Here is a 17,495-nt window from a genome sequence, read left to right on the forward strand (position 1 = left end):
ATTATCTGATATTCCTTTCTAAAAGTTTAAATTCATCCATTGCAGCCATATGGTTGTATAGCACCCGATAGGCTGTCTGTAACAGGGGTAAATTGAGCCCGAGGCTCTTTACCGTCGCCATCAGCCCCCTTGTTGCAAAGTATCCTTCGGCGACCATGCCCATGAGCTGACGCGCCTCGAAAACCGAATACCCCTGGCCAAGATATTTACCAAACGCCCGGTTGCGGCTATGCGCGGAGTAGCCCGTCACTAATAAATCGCCCAAATAGGCGGAGCTTCCCAACCGGGCATCGGGTGCGCCAACGGCACGCAGCAGCAGCCCCAGTTCGTCGATGGCATTGGAGACCAGCACCGCCATAAAATTGTCACCGTAATGCAGTCCCTCGGCCATGCCACAAACAATACCCACAATATTTTTGTAAATGGCAGCATACTCCACCCCCACCATATCCGGACTGTACTTTACCTGCATATAACTTGAAGCAAACCAGTTTGAGATCTTGCCGATAAAGGTTTCATTAGAACTGCATAGGGTCATATAGGTTTTCTTGTTCCGTGCGATTTCCTCGGCATGGCAAGGGCCCGCAATCATCGCCTGCTGAAAATCTTTCAGCTCAAAAAACCGGGCGAGATAAGAACTTGGAAGCAGATTGTCAGGGCCGACGGTCCCTTTTATGGCGGTGATCACAAATTTTTCGGCGAGGTCCTCTTTGGGAATTGCAGCGCAAACATTGTCCAGATGCGCACTGGGCACGGCGAAAAGAACTACTTTCGACCGGGTCACGATCTCGTCCAGTTGATCGGAGGCAAAAATTTTTGTATTGTCAAGTTTTAAAAACGATAGGTAGTCAGGGTTAATAGCATCCCGGTTTATCGAGCGCACCTGCTCGGAACGCCGCATATACCAGTTGACATGGATGCTATTTTCTGTTAAAATTTTAACCAGGGCCGTAGCCCAACTCCCACCACCTATCACACTAATCTCATTCAAATTGTCGGGGGTTTTAAGACGCAAAAACAGAAAGTTTTCGCTGTCTGGTTATCTATTAATTCACAAATATACGTAAAAATTAATCAATAAGCAAATAAAACATAGAAAAGTTGCTATTAAAGGGTGTTTACCACATAAAAAACCGTTTTTATATTTCTTCGTAAATTTGTCTGTTCATATGAAAAATTTAGACATGCTCAACTTCAGTGAACACCAATCAAGTTCGATTTATCAGTACATCTTCAATCTCTTTACGACATTAGGTTTACCCGAACAGCAGGCCCATATGGGTACGGCAGTCGGATTACTTCTGGCTTTTGCCCTGTTACTCTACGCGCTGGATTACCTGATACGCAACATCCTCTATTCGGCATTGAACAAAATTGCCCGGCGAACCTCCACCCAATGGGATGATTTCCTTTTGGCCAATAAGGTGCATGTGCAGCTAAGCCGGACCATATTAACGCTACTGACACGGCAGCTGCTTCCGGTCGTCTTTCTTGGCTTTCCGGTACTGACAGCCACGATTGTCAAATTTTTGGATTTGTTGGTATTGTTTATGGTGTATCATCTCGTCAACAGCCTGTTAAAAACCTGCAGGGATATTTTTCGGACGTCAAAAGGATTCAAGGACAAGCCCATCGACAGTTACCTGCAGGTGGTACAGATTTTTTTGATTTTTGTCATCAGCACACTGGCCGTGTCGCTGCTGACCGGCAATTCGCCCTGGTCTTTTCTCGTTTCGCTGGGGGCGGCATCCGCCATCCTCATGCTGGTATTTAAAGACACTATTCTAGGCTTTGTCGCCAGTATCCAGGTATCGGCCAATGACTCGGTCCGTGTGGGTGACTGGATAGAGATGCCCAAATATGGTGTTGACGGCGATGTGCTGCAGATCAACCTCAACAATGTGAAGATTCAGAACTGGGACAAGACCATCGTCACCATACCGACCTATACCTTGCTAAGTGATTCATTCAAAAACTATCGCGGGATGCAGGAGACGGGCGGCCGTCGGATAAAACGGGCTTTGAACATTAAAATGTCTTCTGTACGCTATCTCAACACCCAGGAAATTACAGCATTAAAAAAAATCCACTTGCTGGCCCCCTATATCGAAAAGCGGGAGCGTGAGATTGCCGATTACAACAAAACCCGGGATACCGACAGCTCCTCGCCAGTCAATGGCCGGAGAATGACCAATATCGGTCTGTTCAGGGCCTATGTACTTGCCTATGCCAAGCACAATCCCAATATCCATCAGGAACTGACCTTATTGGTGCGTCAGCTCGCGCCCAACGAATACGGCATTCCGCTGGAACTGTACATGTTTACCAAGGGTACTCAATGGGTTTATTTCGAAGATACCATGGCCGATATATTTGACCATTTGCTGGCCGCCATTAAACACTTTCATCTACAGGTGTTTGAACTGCCCGCATCCGATGACCTGCGCATGCTCATGGCCGAACGCAATTTCAGTTAAATTTTAAGGCTCAATCAATCGCAGACAGCAGACCATGGCTGCAAAAGTACTTTTGCAGCCATGGTCTGCTGTATTTGTCATCCACTTTCAAGCGATATCCGAAACATTATTGAAACAAATCGAGTGAGCGACGTATCTTGTTAAAAAAAAAATACTGATTCAATATTTTTTTCATCCCATATTGCACAAATAACCCGAATTAAAATTAAAATAAGCGAATTATTCATAATTCACACAGCCAATTTCAACCAAATCACTACAATCTATACGAAATTTAAGAAAGTATACTATGTTTTACCTCGTTTTTACCTACTTTTAATGCGCCTAAAGATTTAATTTTAAAATATGGACGATATTATCAATAAAATTTATAACATCATCTGGAGTGATGCTCTGGTATACTTATGTCTGTTAACAGGTATCTATTTTACGATACGTTTCCGATGCCCGCAGCTCATGCAAATTCGGGAAATGATACGTTTGCTTTTTAATGGTAGTAGTTCGGACAAAGGAATTTCCTCATTTCAGGCATTCTCGCTCGCTATCTCCGGCCGTGTGGGGACGGGCAACATTGCCGGTGTCGCTACAGCCATAGCCATGGGCGGCCCCGGAGCTATCTTTTGGATGTGGGCCATCGCTTTTTTGGGCAGTGCATCGGCCATCGTGGAGGCTACACTCGGACAGATGTACAAAGAGGTCAATGATGGAGAATACCGCGGCGGGCCAGCATTTTATATTCTGAAAGGGTTGCGTTCCAAAGCCTTTGCCTGGACATTCGCTATCGTCACGATCGTCAGTACCGGATTTTTACTCCCCGGCGTGCAAAGTAATAGCATAGGTGCGGCGGTTGAATCAGCCTTCAACTTGTCGCCGGGCGTCACCGGATTGACCATAGCGGCTTTACTCGCCATCATTATTATCGGCGGTGTCAAGCGGATCAGTACCGTCGCCGAGTATGTCGTTCCATTTATGGCGGGAGCCTATATTCTGATGGCATTAGTCATTATTGGCCTCAATTTTACACAGATACCAGCCGTCATTTCACTGATTGTAAAAGCCGCTTTCAATCTGGAGGCAACCTTTGGTGCTGTGGCGGGCATGGCAATTTCATGGGGCGTAAAACGGGGCATTTACAGCAATGAAGCCGGTCAGGGTACCGCCCCACATGCTGCCGCTGCCGCCGAAGTATCGCACCCGATCAAGCAGGGGCTGGTTCAGGGCTTTTCGGTCTATGTCGATACCATGTTTGTCTGTACAGCAACAGCGTTGATGATCCTATTTACGGGACAATATAATGTGGAAAATCCAAACGGAGGGTTTATCGTACAGCACCTTCCCGCTACGGAAATGGGACCGGGCTTTACGCAACAGGCCGTGTCACATCACTTCCCTGCCATTGGGGACGCTTTTGTCGCTTTAGCTTTAGCGTTTTTCGCGTTCACTACCATCATGGCATATTATTATATTGCCGAAACTAATATCAGCTTTGTAAGCCGCAAAAAACAGCACAAGACCATACTTATCTGGGCTTTGCGCCTGCTTATGTTAGTATCCACCTATGTAGGCTGCATCAGTACGGCAAAGTCTGCCTGGACACTTGGCGATATTGGCGTCGGACTCATGGCCTGGCTCAACCTGATTGCCATACTCCTGCTTCACAAAAAAGTACTAGCCATTTATGATGACTATTGTGAGCAGCAGAAGGCCAAGAAAGATCCGGTTTTTAACAACGATAAGTTTAATTTTCCGAACATGGATCTTTGGACCAAAGAGCAGCCCTAATTTGGCACCGTAACCATTCATATGTTTTCAGCACATCGTATCAGATTGTGCTCGTGTGCATATTTTAGCATTTGGGCAATCGTCTGACAGCCGGCTTTAGCCATCATTTTTCGACGGTGTGTCACTACCGTATGGGGACTTAAAAAGGTTTTTGAAGCCGTTTCGGCCACACTGTAGCCATTCGAGAAATATTGCAGCACTTCGATCTCCCGTGGCGTAAAGGTTTCCGCTCTTTTGTCGTTGCTGGACAAGATATATTCGAATTCCCTGCAGATGAAGGTCTGCCTACTTTTTACTGCTGCCAAACAGGCCTGTATCTCCCCCAGTTCGCAGGATTTGCTCAATAGACCATCTGGACGGTATTGCAACATACTGGCTAACACAGCCGGTGCGGTTGCCCCGGTCAGAAAGATAACCTTTGCGGCTCCATTGATACGCTTTATTTCTGTCAGTATGGAGAGTCCATTTTCATCTTGGAGGTAATAATCCAGAAAAACAAGCAGCTCCTCCTTTCCGAAAGCGCGCAAAAATTGAATTAAGTCGTTACCCCTGTTAAAGGATTGGACCATATCTATCCGACATTCACGTTTGAGCAACAGCTCAAGCGAGAAGGCGACAATCTTTTGATCATCTAATATGACTGCATGCCTGGAGGTCTTCATAATATTGGCTTTTTATTAATCTAGTAAACAAATTTAATCATTTGATATAATCATATCAGCGTGTTATTGTATAGTTGTAGCTTATAAGCTACAGCCATCGCATATTCATGCTATATTGAAGCCAAACAATCGCATAAACAGGTGATATTCCCTTTCACTCTATCGTTTTCAATCCATAAAGCCTTTTTTTTACACCAGAATTTAGTTTATGGCCAAATCACATCCGGTGCGGCTGATTACAATTGAGCCGAAGTTTAAGTTATAATGCTGAGCTAACGATAGTGTATAGTATTTACCCTTGATAAAACATATTATTATGAAAAAGAAACCTATTAAACTCCAGTCACGCAAACTGGACTACCAGGCACCTCAGATACGGGTGACCAAGGTCTTATTGGAACATGGCATCGCCGCAGGGTCCAACGCACAGGTCTCAGGTGACATCCAACAAACATGGGATAACGAAGAATCACAGACTCACAGCCAGAGTGACGGCTGGTGGTAGTCATTCAATTCGCTATTAATTTAACCCACTAAGAAAATGAAAAATCATTTTATTCAAGCATTGGCGCTCTTTACCGTACTGTTTACTGCCTGCAGCAAAAATGAAAGCACGGATCCTGTCGGAACAGAAGGAAAAGTAAGTGTCAAAATCGGAGGCGTGTCCTATTCTGACGAGGGCACGGAACCTAAGTTAAAGCTATCCAATACCAGCAATACAAGCAGTCCTATATCTATCCAGAGAGCTTCTATCCCGTTTGGAGATGAACTAACTGCGCTGGCGACGCTGTCACCAGAGACATCCGATCTATCCGGTACTTTGCGCGCTTCAGCAGGACTTAAAATGGCGACCGGCCCCGAGCCACTGGGCACTGGCGCCAAATATGCGGTTGCCGCCTATAATTCCGCCGGCGATTATATTAAAGATTCTGGTGTACTCACCTATACTGGGAGTGGTACAAACTGGAATCTTACGCTTGCCCCAGGTGCCTACACATTCGTTGCCGTCGCTGTGGCAAACGGCCATACATTTCCGAATATCAATTTCAACCAGAACATTGCCAATATCACATTTGATGTGCCGGGCGCAGACACGGATGTACTTTGGCAAAAACAGACCGCCAGTGTAACCGCAAATCAGACCCTCTCTCTGGATCTTATCCTCAGCCATTTATTTACGCAGGTACAGGCCACCTTGGAGAGCACATCAGCCAATGTGGTGGGCAATATCACCTCTATCGTTGGTAGCAGCATATCCCCGAACTACGGTACGGCCAACGTTCACTTGTCTGACGGCCATTTTACACAGGGAGGCTCTTCCACTGCCCGTAGTATCAGCTTCAGCGGATCAGGACTCCTATGGACAAGCAGCCCTGCGCTGATCATTACCGAGGGAACTAGCGCCGGTAAAGTCAGCTTCGGGACGGTCACCTTAAATGCAGTGCAGAATGGAGTAAGATCCGGACTGATCAACCTGACGGACCTGAGCTTACAAAAAGGCGTCAAATATAACTTAAAACTGCGCCTTGTCCCTAAAGGGGCAATAGATGTACCTAATTCCAATTATTATTGGAGTTCGGCCAATTTGACAGGTACCGCACCCATCACCCTGGCTGCTGCCCAATATTTGAAAGGTAGTGTTTATAATGGTAACGGTTCTGCCTCTTATTGTGAGACGGCCATTGGTACCGGCTGGCGCACGGCAACGCAAACTGAGTATCAATCTTTGATCAACCAAGGTACCGTACGCGGAAGCTACAATGGGCAGACCGGATGGTTTTTAGGAACTTCTATACTGCCGACAAGCAATCTGGACAATTACATGTTCTTGCCTGACAACGATTTTACCCGATCCGGCTCTGGTAACAACAATATTCCAACTAATGCTCTTGGGGTATATTGGGCAAGCCCGACTGTACAGGGTAATTCCAAGCCGGCATTGATATTGACAGCAACCAGCGTCTCGATCGTGAATATTCATCAAAATAATTGGGCTGCCATTCGTTGTGTGAAAAACAAGTAGCCTGACCCTGATGGTCTATATTATAACGAAAAAAGGGATCGTACAGTAGCGCTATGCTGTACGGTCCCTTTTCATTAGCAAGCCAAAGCGATAGTATTAGGGATTTATTCTACGGGATACACTCTTGATATCGAACTTATGTTTTTCTTTTTGCCGATATTTCCTCCGCTTTTGATAACTTCCCTATTTATCCACCTCACTTTGTCCAGGTCGAGCTTTTCCACCTGCCGGTCGTAGGTGACCAAACCGTTGATCTCATGCTCCACATCTGAAGTCTGGGTATAGATAGCACTACTCAATCCCCTATATATCATCCGCTGTTCGATCTCGTTGAGCAGGTAAATATAAGTATCCGTCAATGTTTCCTTGTTAATCAATATTTCGTAGGCATTATTAGGCACCGGCCACATATGATTGCGTACAAATAGTCCCTTACCGCCAAATTCACCCAGGGAAGCTGCCCGCTTCTCGTCGGGAAGCGGAAATGCTTTGTCCTCCATCTTTCCGTAGTGGTGCATATCCACAAAATCGCCGTTGCCTGGATCACCTTGCGCCGGCCGGTAGCCCGGTGCATAGTTGAACCCTGAATTGCCGTTCACCAGCCGTGTAGGATCATACGCTTTGGTCCAGTTGGTGATATCAGGCACCTCAAAGGCACCCCAATTTTCGTTAAAAGGCACCTAGGTGACAATCGAAGGCACGCTGATCAGCTGGTCCATCATCTGTTTGAGCTCATTCCTGAACTCCTGGCGCACAGCTACCGAATCGTTATCATCGGGATACCACAAGTTGGGCATATCCTGCCATACCATCATCCCGAGGCGGTCGCAATGATAGTACCAGCGCATCGGTTCAACTTTGATATGCTTGCGGATCACGTTGAAACCTGCCCTTTTGGCCAGCTGAATGTCGTACAGCAGCGCCTGCTCCGTCGGCGCTGTAAAGATCCCATCCGGCCAGTACCCCTGATCCAGCACGCCGATCTGAAACTCAAACTTGCCATTTAACAGCGTCCTGTTAACACCGTCCACCTTGCCGATGCTGATGGAACGCATAGCGAAGTAGGACTCTACATGATCCACGATACGTCCTTGTTTATCTTGCAGTTGAATCTGCAGATCATATAGAAAAGGGTCATTCGGAGTCCATAGATGCGGATTGCGGACAGGTAGAAAAAATGAGGCGTTGTCCACACCTTCTGCCCTGCCGACCTGTGTTATACCATCATGTGCCGTAGCCACCACTTTTAGCCGTTCTCCAGTGGTCAATGCGGTTATCTGCAACCGGTTATTCTTCAGATCAGGGATCAGCTTTAATTGTGTAACATGCTCTTTCCGTACTGGCTCCATCCACACGGTCTGCCATATGCCCGAACTGAAGGTGTAGTCGCCCTTATCTCCATTCTTGCCCGAAGATGTCTTGCCATCGTTAGCGTCGTAGGCCCCCACCACCAAACTGTTGTCGCCCAGCTTTAGAAAGTCCGAAATATCCACACTAAAGGCATGATATCCACCCTTATGGTCCCCAGCTTTTTTGCCGTTGACAAAAATAACAGCATACTGGTCCACAGCACCAAAATGCAGTAAGACACGGCTGCCTTTCCATGTCGGCGGAATCACGATATTACGCCTATACCACAGAAACTGCTCGCCGCTGCGGGCTATGCCTGACAGTTCCGCCTCAGGAGCAAAGGGTACCCGTATCTTTTCCGTTCTGGCAGGAAAATCCGGAGCCATGGTGGCTGTCCGCGGATCCTGCTGTAACCTGCCGCCCATATAGTCCCAGAGGCCATTGAGATTTTGCCATTCCTTACGCTTCATCTGCGGCCGCGGATATTCGGGCAAAGGTATATTTGCCGTCAGCGCCTCCTGTGTCCAGGGTGTGGGCAGCGTAAAGTCTGCTAACGATTGAGCCTGTGCATGCGCTGTCACCAGCAATGCCATTAAGAGAGCCCAGAAACGAAAATTAGTGCTTGTCATCATTCTATCAGGTTTGGTTTGTTTATATGCTTGTTTGTACCGCTCATCAGCGTGCTAAATTGATTTATTAAATTGACCTGAAGTATCTTCTCGTTAATACTTCGTGTCAATCATGCTTATGGTATCGGGTTTATATATTACAAAGATGTCATTTAAAACTTTTGCAGGACATAAATGAACAATAATATTACAAATTCAGCCGAGATACCCAAACAGGGCAGCTTTAGCCACGTTATGCTTATGAAAACTGTATCCCATATGATCTTCCAGCCCTAACGGTAGTGGAATTTTCGTAAAAGTTGGACAGTTATTTTACGAAAAAGTTATATTTGTGTGATTAAATGATGAACTTTGGTAAAAAAGTGCCTGATTTCACATAGTTCGCCTTTGAAAAACACACCTAAATAAGTATGCAGGACAGCGAATACGCCACACTATCCGACGGGATTCTGGTCGATCTGATTCGCCAGGATGACGAGAGAGCTTTCTCTGTCATCTACAAGCGTTACAGTGTTCCTTTGTACATTCATGCCAATAGATTTATCCGCGACCGTGAGGAAACAAAAGACATCCTGCAAAAAGTCTTCGTTAAAATCTGGGATATCCGCGGCAAGCTGCCGACGGATATTAAGCTGTCTTCCTATCTGTATCAGGTCGTGAAAAATGAATTGATAAATCATATTTCACATAGCAAAGTAGTTGACAGATACCTGGATAGCATGTCATCCTTTGCCGTCAGCTATGTTTCAGACACAGATCATGTAATCCGCGAAAAACAGCTGCAGGCGATCATCGAAAGAGAAATTGAGAATCTTCCTGAAAAGATGCGTGAAATCTTTCAGTTGAGCCGTACACACTATTTGAGTCACAGAGAGATTGCCGAAAAACTTGGCATCAGTGAAAAAACCGTAAAAAATCAGATTTCAAACGCGCTAAAGTTATTGCGCAACAAGCTGCCTCTGCTCTTATTTATTCTTGCATTTTTTCCAGACCGGCCCTAACGGTCAGATTTTTTAAAAAAATTTCACTTTCATCTGGGACCTGCGGCGGACTTAACTGTTATACAGCAAAACAACAACGCAAAAGACGTGAGAGAACCGTTAAAAATAGATAACGACCTACTGAAAAGATACACCAAGGGCCAATGTACCGATAGTGAGGCAGCTTTTGTCGAAGACTGGTACATCGCTCAGGCCGAACAGCTTCCGGAATTCGATCTGAGTACCCCGGAGCTGCAGGCAGATATTGCAGACAGCTGGGGCCGTATCCATTCTCACATACATTCTCCAAAACAACCCCATACTGCATGGCGAAAATGGATTGCCGCAGCAGCCTCCATAGCCATCATCGGATTCGCTTCATACTACCTCTCTATTGAGCAAAAGCCTACTTTTAATTATCAGGACAGTTCGGTCCAAACCACAGCTGACAAACAATCATCAGCCACCCGCGCGAATACTGCGTCCATACACCCGGCGAGCAGCGGTGCGGTCTTACAGTTGTCAAATGGCGAACAAATCGCACTTAATCGCAGTAATGGGTCTTCCAGTCGCAAGGATCACGATATCCTCATCGACTGGAGTGACACCGACCAGCTCGTTTACCAGACAGACGGGTCAAAAAATGGCTCCCACGCGATGTTGAGCAACACGCTCATCGTTCCCAAAGGATATACCTACAAGATCGTGCTGGCAGATGGCACACGGGTAACGCTTAATGCAGACAGCAAGCTGATCTTTCCGATACAGTTTACGGGCAGTACACGCGAAGTGACGCTGGAAGGTGAAGGTTATTTCGAGGTCAGCAAGCGTCAGATCAGCTCGGGTGGCCGAATGATCAAACAGGAATTTATCGTCCATGCAGGCCAAAATGCAGTGCAGGTCCTGGGCACTAAATTCAACGTTAAGGCCTATAAGGAAGACAAACAGAATAGCTTTACTCTGGAAGAGGGATCCATCGCGCTGAACAATCCGGCCAATCCGGCACCGATACTTCTTAAGCCCGGCCAGAAAATTGTACAGACGGGCAAAGAATTCGAACTCCTGGAAGTCGATCTTTCCAAAGATCTTTCCTGGAAAAACGGCGATTTTTACTTTGATTCTGCCTCCGTCCTGGAGATCATGGACCAAATATCCCGTTGGTACAATATTGAAGTAGAATACCTCGGCCCCGTCGGACAGCAGCGCTATATCAGCACCATATCCCGAAAGAAGACTTTACAACAAGTACTCGAAATACTGGAAACCACGACAGGAATCAAATTTGATATCCGCAACAACGAAAAAGAAAGGAGGCTGATGGTCATACCCTAACAAAACAAACACCTGTGGTTTCAAAAAATCTAGAGGCGTTGCACCGCCCCTAGAATTGATTTTTTGAATTCACGCCTAGCATTTATTACGAAAATTATGAACTGCATGACATGTCTCCTTGTCAAGAGGGACATGTATGTCCAAAAATCAACAAACAAATGTATCAATATTTTTTTGCTAACGAAAAGTATAAGGTAAATCAACCGATCCACAGACCGCCTGTCTTTTCCAACTTTATAATCAAATTGCTTATGCGATTTCAATTATTCTGCATTTTGTTTTTGGTTTTGTTTTTACAAACAGCCACAGCCCTGCACGGCCAAAACAAAATTAACCTAAATGTCAAGCGTGCCAGCTTGGAAGAAATCCTTCAACAAGTGCGGTCGCAGACCGGATACGATTACGTGATCCGTCCCGAACACAATAGATCGTTCTCGCCTTTAACCATTAGTTTAAACGAACTGGAGCTTTCGGAAGTGCTCGGACTCTGTTTTCAGGGACAGCCTTTAGGCTTTATCGTCCGCAACAATACGATCATCGTGACGGACAGCCAACAGCAACGGACGATCAATGGTATCGTGACGGATACGCAACAGAAGCCACTTGCGGGCGCCACTGTACGTATAAAAGGCACCCATAATCAGACCCTGACCAACAGCAAAGGAGTGTTCGTCCTGGCCAATGTGCCCAGCAATGCTGTTCTTGAAATCAGCTATCTGGGATACGAACTGCGTCAGATCGACCTCAGCGGCACCCCAGCCAGCAACCTAGGGCCCCTATTTGTCCTCAAGCCGCAGATCGCGGCATTAGATGAGGTATCCGTCATGGCCAACACCGGCTACCAGAAACTTGATCCCGGCAAAACCACAGGCTCGCTTGTGGTCATCGATGAAAAGAAAATTCAGCAAAGTCCTGCGTTGAGCCTAATGGAGCGGCTCGAGGGGCAGATACCGGGCGTTCAGTTTGACACCAAAACCCATAGTATCCTGGTGCGTTCACCCAATACCTTTTCAGGTTCGACGAGTACGCCGCTGATTGTCATCGACGGCTTTCCAGCCATGGAACAACAGCTGACTGCCAATCCAACGGGATCTGGCAACCGTCTTTCAGCCACGGGCAGCAGTGCGGGCATACTCAACAATTTCAATCCCGATGACATCGCCAGCATCACTGTCCTGAAGGATGCAGCGGCAGCTTCCATCTGGGGATCCAGGGCAGCCAATGGGGTTATTGTGATCGAAACGAAAGCTGGTAAAATGGGCAAAAACACTATCAATTTCTCTTCGATTTTCGGGACCTCCGCCCCGCCCAGCCTGCACGATCTGCGCACCATGAACGCCTCTGAATATATCGATTTCGAAAAGGAAATGTTTGACAACAACTTCTACTACGATCCGACTTCAGGCTGGCGGGCCCCCAACAGATCCGACGCCATCATGACCATGTTCCGTGCCAAACGTGGAGAGATCAGCCTCGCCGAGCAAAACAGCATACTCAGCCAGCTGGCACAGACCGACAACCGGCAGCAAATCCGAAACGAACTGCTGCAGGCGGCTCAGAATCAACAGTACAACTTGTCTTTTAATGGAGCCGTACAGGGCGCCCGTTATTATGCCTCTGCGGTATATTCAAAAGACAGACCTATATACCGTGAAAACAATACCAATAATATGTCGTTGACATTCAATGTCGAAAACAGTTATTTTAACCAAAGACTTAAAGTAGCCCTGGGCATCAATCATACCATTCAGAAAAGCAATGTTAACGGTGCTGCGATCCGCGCCATCAGTCCCGGGACTTTTGGCCTTACGCCCTACAATCTGCTGCTGGATCAGAATGGACAGCGCATCAGCCGCTATTATGCTTTCACACCAACCGTTGCGCAAGAGCGCTTCGAAAGCCAGGGTTATCTGCCCTGGTCATATAACCACATCGACGAACTCAAGCAGAGCAACGATCATTATGACAATAACCTGACCCGCTTTACAGGGCAATTGTCCTATCGTGCCTACAGCTGGCTGAACGCAACACTGTCGGGTTCTTACCAGAAAGGGCTCCGCAATATGCAGAGCCTTCGGGACAAAAACAGTTATGAGATGCGCGACCTCATCAATACCGGCACCACAGTAAATAGCGGCGGAAAGCTGATATATGGAGTTCCACTAGGCGGTAAATATGTCACCTCAAACAACAAAATGGATGACTATTCGTTACGTTTCCAGCTCGATGGCTCCAAAACATTCCACGATATTCATCAAGTTGACGTATTTGCAGGTAGTGAAATCCGTCAGAGTCAGGCAATGGGTTATCTGCAGACACGATATGGATTCGACAAAGATACCTACCAGTCCACGGTTATCAATCCAACAGTTCCCTATAAAGATATATATGGAGGCAGCAAAACGCTGAATATACAAGATGCACCGATCAATATTGACCGCATACGTTATCTGAGCTATTACGCCAATGCGGGATACACCCTCCTTTCGAAGTACTTTCTAAGCAGTAGCATACGCTTTGACGATGCTACAATCATCGGCGTAGACCGGTCCAAACGTGCAAAGCCTTTTTGGTCTGCGGGGCTACGCTGGGATCTGCACAAAGAGAACTTCATGAAAACCATCCCCTGGATCAATATGCTGAGCTGGCGCGGTAGTATCGGTACCGGAGGCTCAGTGCCAAAAGACGGCACTTCATTCACCCTGTATTCGGCTTCAATAACCGATTTCTTCACCCAGCTTCCCACCGGCTCCATTGTGATTCCGGCCAATCAGATGCTGGGCTGGGAAACTACACGGGCATTCAACACGGGGCTTGATCTCACCGCCATAAACAACAGGCTCACCATCAACCTCGATTACTACAGCAAAAGGTCTTACGGAATCGTTGCGTCAGTACCCTACAACTCTACCTACGGCTGGTCCAGTCTGTCCTTCAACACCTCCAATATGAAAAGCCATGGTATAGATATCAATATCCAGGGGCAGATCGTGCAGAAGGCCGGCTGGCAGTGGAATAGTGCACTTAATCTCTCGTACAGCGACAATAAAGTTACCGACGATCGTTTTCCGAATACACTCAAGACGCCAGAGCAGACATCTGCACCGATCGAGGGCTACCCCATTGATCAGCTCTTTGCCTACCGCTGGGCAGGCCTTGATAACAAAGGTAGATCGCAAATCCGCGATGGACAGGGCAATATCCTGGATTCAGAAACGTCCACAGACGATTTTAGCCCTGCGGACCTGCTTTATATGGGCCGCATGAGCGCTCCCTACTTTGGCGGCTGGACCAACACCCTGTCCTACAAAAATTTCACATTTACAGCACGTATGACTATGAAATTTGGACACAAAGTCCGCTGGAGGGAGGTCAACTCCACACAATACCCCAGCAATACAGCAGGCTTTGATGGATATCTGCCCAATAGCAAGGCCCTGGTAGACCGTTGGCGCCAGCCCGGAGACGAGGCCAATACCGATATTCCCGGCGTCATCAATACCAATATCAATAGTATACAGCGCTTTGAACTTGCAGATATCAACATGATTGACGCCAGCCACATCCGCCTGCAGATGCTTTCCTTAAATTATAGCTTTCCGGCCAGTATGCTGAGCAACAACAGGACCATCAAATCGCTGAGTATTGGTGCCACGGCAACCAACCTGGGGCTTTTCTGGAAAAAGACCGGCCGCGATGTTGACCCAGAGTATATGTTTGACGGCAGCTACAGCAGCATGCCACCGGTCACAAGTTATGTATTCCGCGTTAATATGGGTTTTTAACTACTATGATGAACATGAAAAAGAGAATTATTGCATTCAGCCTCGCTGCATTGATGACCACCGGTATGGTATCCTGCCGGAAGTTTGTGGAGATTGACCTTGTGGGTAAGCGCGAACTAAAATATACACAGGACTACCAGAGTTTGCTCAACAACAGTACAACAGTGGAGAAATCCTACTACTGGCCCGTGCTGGCAAGCGATGACATCTACGGGTCTGACGAAGCCTACCTCAATACTTTATCGTTAACCGATGCCAACGCCTATAGCTGGAAAAGTGATCTGGTGGGCGACAACAACGAAGATGCCGACTGGGCCGACCAGTACAAACAGATCTACCTCTTCAATCAGATCGCCGCAGAGATCATGGACAGCCAGGGGGGCAGCGAAGCACAGAAGAAAAATATACTGGCCCAGGCAAAGGTGCACCGCGCACTCAACTATTTTCACCTGGTCAATACGTATGCTAAGCAGTATCAAGAGACAAGCGCCGCCACAGACCTTGGGGTTCCTTTATTGACAAGTCCCGACCTCTATGCTAAACTGGACCGTAAATCAGTGGAAACAGTTTACAAGCAGATTATTGAAGACCTCAGTTCGGCCATTCCCGATCTTCCTGAACAGCCCAGTTTCAACATATTGGCGTCGCGCCCGGCAGCCGAGGCCATCCTTGCCCGTGTCTATCTGCAGATGCGCAATTACGGCAAAGCATTGCAGTACGCAGAACTGGTACTGGCCAGACCGCAATACAAGCTGATCGATCTCAATCAGTATAAAGCGGCGCCCAACACCTACCCCAATGTGCTTGACGATACGGAGGAGGTCTTTATCAAAAGTCTGCGCAATACATTTCCCACCCTCTCGCTAAATCCTGCCTTGCTTGCGCTCTTCGAACCGGGCGATCTCCGAAATACATTATTTACGGTAGACGGCAGTGTGTTTACCTGGACACCGTTCCAGGGTAAAGCCTACAACAAACACCGTATTATTTCGGCTAACGCCAAAATTACCAACGGGCCTACCCTTCCGGAGATGATGCTGATCAAAGCGGAAGCCTTAGCGCGCGATGCCGGCCGGTTTGCAGAAGCTCTGGATATACTGAACACCCTGCGCAGCAAGCGGTTTGAACCGGATGCATACCAGCCACTTCATATCACAGACCAGCAGTCGGTGCTCAAAGGGGTTATCAACGAACGGCGGAGAGAACTGATGGGCAAAGGTCTCCGCTGGTTTGACCAGAAGCGCTTAGCTGCCGAACCGGGCTTTATCAGCACGCAGACCCGCGTATATAAAGGTGAGTCATTCACCTTGGAGCCCAACAGCAACCGCTATGTGTTGCCTATCGCATCCAAGTACATTGTTCTCAATCCCGAAATTATTCAGAATCCGAGGTAACAAAGACATTATACATATCATACCCACTGTCAGCGTAAGTATCACCTACTTCGACTGACAGCAGGCAGGGTGTCCGGACAGCAGCGGACACCCTGCCCGGGATCACTCACACCAAATCAAAGATAAAAATGATCACAGCAAGCGACAGTCCTATTGTTCAGGTGGTAGACCTTTCCCACCGTTACAACGTCCAGTGGGCCATCAGAGACATCAATTTTGAAGTACGCAAAAACGGCATTTATGGTCTTTTGGGCGCCAACGGAGCCGGAAAATCCACCACCATGAATATCATGTGCGGGGTGGTTAATCAATCCCACGGGGAAGTTTATATCCGGGGGATCAGCATGGCCCAGAACCCTGTGGAAGCCAAAAAGCACATCGGCTTCCTGCCGCAGCAGCCGCCCCTGCTCCCCGAACTTACGGTAGAGGAATACCTCATTCATACAGCCAATCTACGGCTCATGGAGCCGAACCAAATTCCGGCGGCCATCGAACGTGTGCTGTCCAAGTGCAGCATCGCACATTTTCGCCATCGCTTGCTCAAAAATCTGTCGGGCGGATACCAGCAACGCGTTGGCATAGCGCAGGCCATCATCCATGAACCCGATTTTGTGGTACTGGATGAGCCGACCAATGGCCTTGATCCCAATCAGATCCTTGACATCCGTCACCTGATCCGCGAGATTGCAGCCGAACGTACCGTAGTCCTGTCGACCCATATTCTCCAGGAAGTCCAGGCACTATGCGACCACATCTGGATGATCCATGAAGGCCGAATGATCTTCTCAGGATCGCTTGAAGAATTTGACAACCAGGTAGCACCCAACAGCGTCGTTGTCAGTTTGATATCACCACCTCCTGCAGAAGCTTTTCTACAGCTTCCGGGTTATGTGGATATGGAGCCTCTCGGCAATATCAAATTTCGGATCCGCTCCACGAATACGCAAGAGCTCGTCGAAGCATTGGTCGAAAGGAGCGTACAGGAAAAATGGAACCTGATCGAAATTTATTCCGAAAAGAGCTCTCTGGAAACTGTATTTGCCGAGATGACCCGAAAAAAAAGAAAAGTTTAACTCAATCC

General features: G+C 47.4%; 13 protein-coding genes. 9 read left to right on the forward strand and 4 right to left on the reverse strand.

Annotation, left to right across the window (positions count from 1 at the left end):
• Nucleotide 1 precedes the first annotated feature (1 nt).
• A complete protein-coding gene (locus ABTV71_RS16865) occupies nt 2-991 on the reverse strand; it encodes an NAD(P)H-dependent glycerol-3-phosphate dehydrogenase (protein ID WP_433900360.1) in 990 nt (329 codons plus the stop codon).
• A 178-nt stretch (nt 992-1,169) separates the two neighbouring features.
• On the opposite strand from ABTV71_RS16865, the gene ABTV71_RS16870 reads away from it, so the two are divergent.
• A complete protein-coding gene (locus ABTV71_RS16870; protein WP_433900361.1) occupies nt 1,170-2,477 on the forward strand; it encodes a mechanosensitive ion channel family protein in 1,308 nt (435 codons plus the stop codon).
• Between the two features lie 345 nt (nt 2,478-2,822).
• Entirely contained in the window at nt 2,823-4,259 is a 1,437-nt protein-coding gene (locus ABTV71_RS16875) for an alanine/glycine:cation symporter family protein (RefSeq protein WP_433900362.1), read from the forward strand.
• 17 nt (nt 4,260-4,276) lie between these two features.
• Here ABTV71_RS16875 and ABTV71_RS16880 read toward each other — a convergent pair whose 3' ends face one another.
• Nucleotides 4,277-4,921: a response regulator gene (locus ABTV71_RS16880; RefSeq protein ID WP_433900363.1), complete on the reverse strand. Its 645-nt coding sequence runs from the start codon at nt 4,919-4,921 to the stop codon at nt 4,277-4,279.
• Between the two features lie 316 nt (nt 4,922-5,237).
• Here ABTV71_RS16880 and ABTV71_RS16885 point away from each other — a divergent pair, with 316 nt between their 5' ends.
• Both ABTV71_RS16885 and ABTV71_RS16890 read left to right on the forward strand, forming a co-directional pair.
• Nucleotides 5,238-5,426, forward strand: coding sequence for a hypothetical protein (locus tag ABTV71_RS16885; RefSeq protein WP_433900364.1), 189 nt, complete (start codon nt 5,238-5,240; stop codon nt 5,424-5,426).
• A 36-nt stretch (nt 5,427-5,462) separates the two neighbouring features.
• Nucleotides 5,463-6,944: a hypothetical protein gene (locus ABTV71_RS16890; RefSeq protein ID WP_433900365.1), complete on the forward strand. Its 1,482-nt coding sequence runs from the start codon at nt 5,463-5,465 to the stop codon at nt 6,942-6,944.
• Between the two features lie 104 nt (nt 6,945-7,048).
• Here the strand turns inward: ABTV71_RS16890 and ABTV71_RS16895 are convergent, their stop codons facing one another.
• Together ABTV71_RS16895 and ABTV71_RS16900 are read right to left on the reverse strand one after the other, a co-directional pair.
• Nucleotides 7,049-7,624, reverse strand: a complete 576-nt coding sequence (locus tag ABTV71_RS16895; protein ID WP_433900366.1) for a hypothetical protein — start codon at nt 7,622-7,624, stop codon at nt 7,049-7,051.
• The gene (locus ABTV71_RS16900) at nt 7,625-8,926 is read right to left on the reverse strand and encodes a glycoside hydrolase family 2 protein (protein ID WP_433900367.1); all 1,302 of its coding nucleotides are present in this window, start codon (nt 8,924-8,926) and stop codon (nt 7,625-7,627) included. It abuts the gene before it with no gap.
• A gap of 407 nt (nt 8,927-9,333) precedes the next feature.
• On the opposite strand from ABTV71_RS16900, the gene ABTV71_RS16905 reads away from it, so the two are divergent.
• The 5 genes from ABTV71_RS16905 to ABTV71_RS16925 all read left to right on the forward strand — a co-directional run bounded on the left by ABTV71_RS16905 (nt 9,334) and on the right by ABTV71_RS16925 (nt 17,487).
• Complete coding sequence (locus ABTV71_RS16905; RefSeq protein WP_121125194.1) at nt 9,334-9,924, forward strand: RNA polymerase sigma-70 factor; 591 nt, start codon at nt 9,334-9,336, stop codon at nt 9,922-9,924.
• An 87-nt stretch (nt 9,925-10,011) separates the two neighbouring features.
• Entirely contained in the window at nt 10,012-11,235 is a 1,224-nt protein-coding gene (locus tag ABTV71_RS16910) for a FecR family protein (protein ID WP_433900368.1), read from the forward strand.
• Between the two features lie 251 nt (nt 11,236-11,486).
• On the forward strand, nt 11,487-15,020 hold the full coding sequence (locus tag ABTV71_RS16915) for a SusC/RagA family TonB-linked outer membrane protein (protein WP_433900369.1): 3,534 nt from the start codon (nt 11,487-11,489) through the stop codon (nt 15,018-15,020).
• 14 nt (nt 15,021-15,034) lie between these two features.
• Nucleotides 15,035-16,414 carry a RagB/SusD family nutrient uptake outer membrane protein gene (locus tag ABTV71_RS16920; protein WP_433900370.1) on the forward strand — a complete coding sequence of 460 codons (1,380 nt, stop codon included), beginning with the start codon at nt 15,035-15,037 and terminating at the stop codon, nt 16,412-16,414.
• Nucleotides 16,415-16,542: 128 nt separating this feature from the next.
• Nucleotides 16,543-17,487, forward strand: a complete 945-nt coding sequence (locus ABTV71_RS16925; protein WP_433900371.1) for an ABC transporter ATP-binding protein — start codon at nt 16,543-16,545, stop codon at nt 17,485-17,487.
• Nucleotides 17,488-17,495: the final 8 nt, after the last annotated feature.

The sequence above is a fragment of the Sphingobacterium puteale genome (assembly GCF_050986225.1).
Taxonomy (GTDB): domain Bacteria; phylum Bacteroidota; class Bacteroidia; order Sphingobacteriales; family Sphingobacteriaceae; genus Sphingobacterium; species Sphingobacterium puteale.